Origin of the sequence: Mesorhizobium sp. M4A.F.Ca.ET.020.02.1.1, assembly GCF_004022645.1 — a bacterium.
In the GTDB taxonomy this organism is placed as follows: domain Bacteria; phylum Pseudomonadota; class Alphaproteobacteria; order Rhizobiales; family Rhizobiaceae; genus Mesorhizobium.
The window spans coordinates 1-5,453 of sequence record NZ_RZOI01000408.1; the positions used below are offsets into that span (position 1 = coordinate 1).

The 5,453-nt window shown below is 64.6% G+C and carries 8 protein-coding genes; 2 read left to right on the forward strand and 6 right to left on the reverse strand.

Features of this window, described 5'->3' with window-relative positions:
* The first annotated feature begins 7 nt into the window (after positions 1 to 7).
* Positions 8 to 511, forward strand: a complete 504-nt coding sequence (locus EN742_RS22475; RefSeq protein WP_128333291.1) for a sarcosine oxidase subunit gamma — start codon at positions 8 to 10, stop codon at positions 509 to 511.
* Positions 512 to 571: 60 nt separating this feature from the next.
* Positions 572 to 793, forward strand: coding sequence for a hypothetical protein (locus EN742_RS22480; RefSeq protein WP_126058372.1), 222 nt, complete (start codon positions 572 to 574; stop codon positions 791 to 793).
* 70 nt (positions 794 to 863) lie between these two features.
* Here the strand turns inward: EN742_RS22480 and EN742_RS22485 are convergent, their stop codons facing one another.
* The 6 genes from EN742_RS22485 to EN742_RS22510 all read right to left on the reverse strand — a co-directional run bounded on the left by EN742_RS22485 (position 864) and on the right by EN742_RS22510 (position 5,282).
* Positions 864 to 1,109, reverse strand: coding sequence for a DUF680 domain-containing protein (locus EN742_RS22485; protein WP_127405405.1), 246 nt, complete (start codon positions 1,107 to 1,109; stop codon positions 864 to 866).
* Between the two features lie 219 nt (positions 1,110 to 1,328).
* Positions 1,329 to 1,973 (reverse strand): TetR/AcrR family transcriptional regulator, encoded by a 645-nt coding sequence (locus tag EN742_RS22490; RefSeq protein WP_126058374.1) that lies wholly within the window; start codon positions 1,971 to 1,973, stop codon positions 1,329 to 1,331.
* 143 nt (positions 1,974 to 2,116) lie between these two features.
* On the reverse strand, positions 2,117 to 2,893 hold the full coding sequence (locus tag EN742_RS22495; protein WP_127405407.1) for an SDR family oxidoreductase: 777 nt from the start codon (positions 2,891 to 2,893) through the stop codon (positions 2,117 to 2,119).
* An 18-nt stretch (positions 2,894 to 2,911) separates the two neighbouring features.
* Positions 2,912 to 3,946 (reverse strand): phosphotransferase, encoded by a 1,035-nt coding sequence (locus tag EN742_RS22500; RefSeq protein ID WP_127405408.1) that lies wholly within the window; start codon positions 3,944 to 3,946, stop codon positions 2,912 to 2,914.
* Positions 3,943 to 4,470, reverse strand: coding sequence for a MaoC family dehydratase (locus EN742_RS22505; protein WP_281033509.1), 528 nt, complete (start codon positions 4,468 to 4,470; stop codon positions 3,943 to 3,945). Before EN742_RS22505 ends, EN742_RS22500 begins: the two co-directional genes overlap by 4 nt.
* A complete protein-coding gene (locus EN742_RS22510; protein ID WP_127405409.1) occupies positions 4,467 to 5,282 on the reverse strand; it encodes an SDR family oxidoreductase in 816 nt (271 codons plus the stop codon). Before EN742_RS22510 ends, EN742_RS22505 begins: the two co-directional genes overlap by 4 nt.
* Positions 5,283 to 5,453: the final 171 nt, after the last annotated feature.

Below are 5,453 nucleotides of genomic sequence, written 5' to 3' on the forward strand. Positions count from 1 at the left end.
GACAGCGATAGAGGCGAAGGGCGTCACGCTTGCAGTGCTGCCGCCGGCCGAGCGCATTTCGGTGCGCGCGCCGGAGGCTTCGCTGACCGCGCTTTCGAAGGCGCTCGGCGTGAGCTTGCCGGCAAAGCCGAAGACCTCGGCGGCCAAGGCAGGGCGCACGGCGCTCTGGCTCGGGCCGGACGAATGGCTGGTGATCGACGAGGCGGGCAAGGATCCGCTCGCCGACTGCGCCAAGGTGACGGCGCTGCATTCGGCGGTCGGCATCTCGCATCGCAACGTCGCCTTTTCCGTCACCGGCCCGGCTGCCGCCGTGACCGTCAACTCCGGCTGCCCGCAAGATCTCTCTCTTGACGCGTTCCCGGTCGGCGCGGCTTCGCGCACCATCCTCGGCAAGGCCGAGATCGTGCTGCTGCGCACGGCGGCGGACGCCTTCCGGGTCGAATGCTGGCGTTCGTTCTCGGACTATGTCTTTACTCTGCTGTCGGAAGCGGCGAGCGACGCGGCGAACTGAGCCATAGGAACCATCGACGCGCCGATCCGTTTTGCGGCAGCGTGTCGAGGGAGAATGCCGATGCCGTCGAAATCCGCGCCGAGGCCGCCCAGGAAGACGGCGGCAGTCCGCTCGCTCGAGCACGAACGAACACACGAGGTCGAGGAAGAGGAACTCGAGGAAGGTCTCGAGGACACGTTCCCGGCCAGCGATCCGGTGTCGATCACCTCGACCTCCATTCCGGGCGGCCCCGCAAGACCCGGCAAGGCCAAGACGGTGCCGGGGCGCAAGCCACGCAAGTAATCGATCCAGCAAAAAAGGGCGGTCAGGATATCCTGCCGCCCTTTGAGTATTTCGTGGCGTTCGAACCGCCTTAGAACGTGCTGGGAACGATCCACGGATCGATTTCGATGCCCAGACGCTGGCCCTTGGCGGCGTCGGTCTTGGTCGTCGCGCCGGTCTTTTCGACGGAGCCGGTCGTGCCGCAATCGAGCTTCACATTGGCGTTGGTCTGGATGCAAGCCGCGGCAGGAGCCTGCTTGGCCTGATGGCTGGTGCCGGCGAAAGCGGCGCCCGAGAAGGCCAGGACGGCGGCGATAGCGAGGATTGTCTTTTTCATCATCTTTCTCCGGTCAATCTTTTTCGTACATGTACGATACGGCGTACATATACGTCCGGCGGAGTGCGAGTTCAAGTGAGAAATCGTACATGTACGGTCAAATTTTCTGAAAATACGAAAATGTCGCACGGCGCGACGCCCGGCCAGATCGGACTGTAAAAACCGGGGGTTCGCTTCTGCGCAATTCCGGCCCAAAACCGCTGGGCGGAATTGCTCCAGTCAGCAGTTGACTGGCGTTTCGGTCAGTGGCGGCACGTTCTGCGTCGAAAGCGAGGCAAGCGTGAAATCGCACATCCGCTTCACGAAAGCCTGCGGGTCGCCGAACGGATAGAAGGGGAAGGTGATCAAGAGCGAGATCGTGCCGTGGCCGACCGCCCAGAGCATGGTGGCGATGGCGCGCGGGTCGCCCTTGAGCTTGCCGGCGGCGACACAGGCCTCGACCCTGCTGATCAGCACTTTCATCGCCGGATTACCCTCTTCCATGTCCTCGTAGCTGCGGCCTTCCGGCAGCCGCGTCTTCTCGGTCATGAAGACAGTGCGGTATTCGTTGGGATTGCCGAGGCCGAAGGCGGCGTATTCGGTCATCACCGCCTGCAGGGCCTCGATCGGATCGTCGGCGGGGTGCGCCTCGATCCGCCGCGCCAGCGTCTCGAAGGCGTCCTCGGCCAGCGCGAACAGGATGTCCTGCTTGTCGGCGAAGTAGGAATAGACCGACATCGGCGCGTAGCCGACCCGCTTGGCCAGCTTGCGGATGGTCAGGCCCTCATAGCCTTCTTCCTGAACGAGCTTGTGGGCCGCTTCGACCAGTTCGGAGCGCAGCTCTGCTTTCTGTTTTTCGCGGCGTGTCTGGACGCTCAACGGCAAGGTTTGCCTGCCTTCGTTGGTTGGTTGCCTTGTTAAATTATATACGCTGTACGGAAACGAACAAGTGCGTGGCAGGTTCCCCAACGTCCGCGCTAACTCCTTGTTCCAACGCAATTCCGGACGGAAAGCGCACACCTTCTGCTCTAGATGGCGCCGATGCCGCCGTCGAGCGCCAGCGCATGGCCGGTCATGAAGGAGTTGGCGGGATCGGCAAGAAACAATATCCCCGTGGTGATCTCTTCAACCTCGCCGACCCGCTTCATCGGCACGCCACGCGTGAGTTCGGCAATCGCCTCGGCTTCCGGGGAGCCGCTGGCGCGGACGAAGCCGTCCACCATCGCTGTCCTGGTATGCGCGGGACAGACTGCGTTGATGCGCACGCCCTTGGTGGCATATTCGGCCGCCGCAGACTTCGTCAGCCCGACGACGCCATGCTTGGCGGCGGCATATACCGACAGCTTCGGCGCGCCGCCAAGCCCGGCGACCGAGGCGACATTGACGATCGCGCCGCCCTTGCCGCTTGCCTTGAACTGCCGTTCCATCTGCGGGATCTGGTGCTTCATGGCGTAGAAGACGCCGAGCAGGTCGACCTCCAGCACCCGGCGCGCCTCGTCCGAGGCCACCTGCGGCAGGCGCACGAAAGCATGGACGATGCCGGCATTGTTGACGGCGATGTCCAGCCGGCCGTACTTCTCCACCGCCAGCGCGACGAGATCCTCGGAGAGTTTCTCGTCAGCGATGTTGCCGGCAAGGATTGCCGTCTCGGCATCAAGCGTCGCGGCGAAATCGCCGAGCGCAGCCTCGTCGAGATCCGATAGGACCAGCCGCGCACCTTCGGCGGCGAAGGCGTTTGCCGCGCCGCGGCCGAGGCCGCCGGTCGCACCGGTGATCAGCACCGTCGCTCCATCGAAACGGCCCATCGCTCAGCTCTCCCATTGTCAAATCTTGTTGTAGATCAGGTCCACGGCGAGCGCGGCGAGCAGTTTTACCGCCTCGCCATAGGTTTTGGCCTTTTCCGGATTGGAGGCGTTGCCGTCCAGCGCGCGCCGATAGACGCCCTGGCAGATCGCCGCCAGGCGGAAGAAGGAGAAGGCGAGGAAGAAACTCCAGTTGTCGATGCCGGTAAGCCCGCGCCGCAGGCAATACGCCTCGACATAGGCTTCTTCGGACGGCAGGCCGAGGGCTGCGCGGTCGACGCCGCCGAGGCCGCGAAAGCCCGATGAATGCGGCAGCCGCCATTGCATGCATTGATAGGCGATGTCGGCGAAGGGGTGGCCGAGCGTCGACAGTTCCCAGTCGAGCACCGCGATCACTTTCGGCTCGCTGGCTGCGAAGATCATGTTGTCCAGCCGGTAGTCGCCATGCACCAGCGAGACGCGGCCATCCTCGGCCGGCATGTGCGTCTCCAGCCAGGCGATCAGCCGATCCATGTCCGGAATGGTTCCGGTTTCGGAGGCGCGGTACTGGCTGGTCCAGCGGGCGAACTGGCGCTCGAAATAGTTGCCGGGCTTGCCGAAATCGCCAAGGCCGACGGCTTCGACATCGACGTCGTGCAGGGCGGCGAGCGTCGCGTTCATGGCGTCGTAGATGGCGGCATGATCCTCGTTCCCGGATGCCTCCGGCAGCGACGGGTCCCAAAAGATGCGGCCGTCGAGGAACTCCATGACGTAGAACATGCGGCCGATGGGCGAGTCCTCGTCGGACAGGTGCAGCATGCGCGGCACCGGCACGGCGGTGGCGGCAAGCGCCTTCATCACCCGGAACTCGCGATCGACCTGATGCGCGGATTTCAGCAACTGGCCCGGCGGCTTGGCGCGCAGCACGTAGCGGCCGCTTGCCGCGGTCAAAAGATAGGTCGGGTTCGATTGTCCCGATTTGAACTTCTCGGTCGCGGAAAGCCCGCCAAAACCCGGGATATGCGCCTCGAGATAGGGCGCAAGCGCCGTCTGATCGAGCGCGTTCAGGTCGTTCATGCGGTCTCGGGCTGGCGCTCGATCAATGTCAGGGTCAGCCAGCGCGCGGTCAGCGCCGGCTTCTTCGAGCCCTCGATCTCGATGGTCACGTCATGCGCCGTCTGCACCCAGCCCGAGGGCCTGACCTTGACGTCGGCGAGCACGAAACGGGTGCGGATGCGCGCGCCGGTCTTTACCGGCGCCAAAAAGCGCAGCGAATCGAAGCCGTGGTTGACGCCCATCTTGCTGTTTTCGAGCGGCGGCATGGTCTCGAAAGTCATCGCCGAGAGCAGCGACAGCGACAGGAAGCCATGCGCGATGGTGCCGCCGAACGGCGTCTCACGGCTGGCGCGTTCCGGATCGCAGTGGATGAACTGGTGGTCGTCGGTGGCGTCGGCGAACTGATCGATCATGCGCTGCGTGACCACGCGCCAGGGCGACACGCCGACTTCCTTGCCGACGCTGGCCAGAAGCACATCGAGACTGATCGGTTCCACGCTGATGTCCTCCACTTCACCCCGCCGGCGTTCCGGTCGGACATTCATTCCTTGAACAGGGTCAGCCCATGCTGCACCGACTGGCCGCCGTCGATCGGCAGGATGGCGCCGGTGACATAGCTGCCCGCACGGCTGCACAAATAGAGCGTTGCGCCGGCAATGTCATCCGGCATGCCGATGCGGCCGATCGGAACATGGCCGCCGACATGTTTCGCCTGTTCCTCGGTTCCGGTGGCAAAGGCGGTCATCCGGCTCTGAAAGGGACCGGGGGCGAAGGCGTTGACGGTGATGCGGCGGGCGGCGAACTCGATCGCCAGCGTGCGCGTCAGGTGATGAACCGCGGCCTTGGAGGCGGTGTAGGAATAGGCATCGTCGGCCAATGGCTGGGTGCCCATCACCGAGCCCAGATTGATCACCCGGGCTGGATCCGCCTCGCTGGCGGCGGCGTCGAGCAACGGCAGCAGTTCACGCGTCAGATGGAAGACACCGGTGACGTTGACGCCGAACACCTTGGCCCAGGCGTGGTAGGGGAACTCTTCCAGCGGCGCCCCCCAGGAGATGCCGGCATTGTTGACCAGAATGTGCAGCTGCTCCGTCCGCGCCTTTACCTCGGCGACGAGCGCGGCGATGCCGGCCTCGCTGGAAACGTCGCCGGCAAAGCCCTCGGCATGCCCCGGGCCGCCGAGGGCGTTGATTTCGCTCGCGACCTTGATGCAGTCCTCGCCCTTGCGGGAGGCGATCATGACACTGGCGCCGGCGCTGACCAGGGCGGTCGCCGCCATGCGGCCGATGCCGGTCGCGGCACCCGTGACCAGCGCGATCTTGCCGGCGACCGAGAACAGCTCGTCCAGATAGCTCATGGCGCTCCTCCGCAATCTCGCCGCAGGCCGAGGCCAGGGGACTCGCCCATGGACTCGCGTTGACAAGGCTAGCCGAAGTACGGTCATCCTTGCCACGGGTAAAGATGCATCCCCGAAAGGACCGGAAGCGATGGCGGACATGAACCTCGGCATGACCGAGCGGCTGAAGCC

What these genes read in the sequence shown, in the direction of transcription:
- EN742_RS22480 (WP_126058372.1), top strand. Translation starts at nt 572, where the DNA reads ATGCCGTCGAAATCCGCGCCGAGGCCGCCCAGGAAGACGGCGGCAGTC.
- EN742_RS22485 (WP_127405405.1), bottom strand. Translation starts at nt 1,109, where the DNA reads ATGAAAAAGACAATCCTCGCTATCGCCGCCGTCCTGGCCTTCTCGGGC.
- EN742_RS22495 (WP_127405407.1), bottom strand. Translation starts at nt 2,893, where the DNA reads ATGGGCCGTTTCGATGGAGCGACGGTGCTGATCACCGGTGCGACCGGC.
- EN742_RS22500 (WP_127405408.1), bottom strand. Translation starts at nt 3,946, where the DNA reads ATGAACGACCTGAACGCGCTCGATCAGACGGCGCTTGCGCCCTATCTC.
- EN742_RS22505 (WP_281033509.1), bottom strand. Translation starts at nt 4,470, where the DNA reads ATGAATGTCCGACCGGAACGCCGGCGGGGTGAAGTGGAGGACATCAGC.
- EN742_RS22510 (WP_127405409.1), bottom strand. Translation starts at nt 5,282, where the DNA reads ATGAGCTATCTGGACGAGCTGTTCTCGGTCGCCGGCAAGATCGCGCTG.